Source organism: Serratia sp. HMSC15F11, assembly GCF_001808215.1.
GTDB classification, from domain to species: domain Bacteria; phylum Pseudomonadota; class Gammaproteobacteria; order Enterobacterales; family Enterobacteriaceae; genus Serratia; species Serratia nevei.
This window is the reverse complement of record NZ_KV792515.1, coordinates 1-1450: the sequence shown is the minus strand read 5'-3', so window position 1 is coordinate 1450 and position 1450 is coordinate 1. Positions and strand designations below refer to the sequence as shown.

Sequence of the window (1450 nt, the reverse complement as noted above, 5' to 3'; positions counted from 1 at the left end):
GCGCGCCCTGCTGTTCCAGACGGCGACGAATGTGCTGACCACGCAGCGGCGCAGCCAGCAACACCATCCCGATCAGCCCCGCCACCAGGCCGTTGTCGAAGATGGTGGTGGCTAATGAGACACTGACGACGTTGTTAATCAGTTCCACGGTGCCGAATACCAGCGCCAGGCCGGCCAGCAGCGGCGAGAAGTAACGCAGCCCGGCGGCCACCTCGTTATCCATGGAAATCAAGCGCCACGACGGGCGACTCAACGACAGCGTCGCACGCCCCAGCCCGGAGATCAGCGCGCAGAAAACCCCCAGAAAGTTGAAACCTTCCGCGAAATCCTCCAGCATCACCGGCAGCGGCTGCACGCGCACAAAGACGTAATACAGCAGGTTCAGCGCGATGGAGGTGGTCACCACCGTCACCGCCACGGTGGCGATCGCCATGAAGCTGCGGCGCAAGCGCCCGTCCGGCAGGAAACGGATACTGACCCAGGCGAGAAAACGCTCGGAAAAATAGCGCCCCCAGGTCCAGATGATCACCGCCAGCGCCAGCAGCGCCAGCGTGCCGTACCGCCATTCGTCCTGCCAACTGGCGTCCCAGGCCGCTTTCATCTCTGCCTTGAACTGGTCCAGCCGTTGCACATCATCCGCGGATGGCTGCACCACCGGCGTCCAGAATTTGACGCCCAAAATGCTGCCGGTATTCAGCGTCAGCTGGGTTTTAAACGCCACCTGGCGCAGATCGCCGATCTGCTGCCCCAGATCGACGGCGCTGTTCTTGATGGCCCGCGCGTGTTTCACCGCGTCATCCAGCTGCTTTTTACTGCTGTTCAGCGTGTTGCGCTGCTGGGCCACCGCCGGGGTTTCCGGCAGTGCGTCGGCCACCGGGGGCGGTCCCAGCACGTCCAGCTGCGCTTTCAGTTTGTCCTGCTCGGGCTGCAGATCGGTGGCAAGTTTTTCCATGCTGGCGACCAGATCGTCGGTCGCCAGCCGCAATTTGCTGAGCTGGGTATCGGTGGTCGCTTAGGAAACCAGCTGCTTCATGTTGTCCAACTGCTTTTGCGCGGCTTTCAGCTGCGTGGCGGGATCGGGCGCGCTTTCGGCGGCGGGATCATCCTGGATGGCGGCGACGGCGCCGGGCGGTGTCAGCTGCAAACCCAGCAGCAATAACAATAACAGCAGGAACGGACGAGATTTTAACATAATCAGTACTCGCATCATTATCTGATAGGTAAACGAACAGGCGGCGGATGAACAGTCGCTTAACCATAAACGCTAATTATAATAGCTGCTTAATGTCGACCGAAATACCGTAATTATGGTTGTGTCGCGTTAACGGCGGCAAGTTAGCAAAAGGGGGCTCTACGCCGGAACCCCAGAAAATTCCGTCACCCAACTTCAGCTCGGCTAGGAGTGTGTCTAACTCGTCTGACCTGCCCCCAGTATTAGATACAACCGTTA

The 1450-nt window shown here is 59.7% G+C and carries 1 pseudogene; it reads right to left on the bottom strand.

The features are described from left to right. Window positions 1-1192 (bottom strand): annotated as a pseudogene (locus HMPREF3138_RS24920) (DUF3772 domain-containing protein); the annotation flags it as partial. Window positions 1193-1450: the final 258 nt, after the last annotated feature.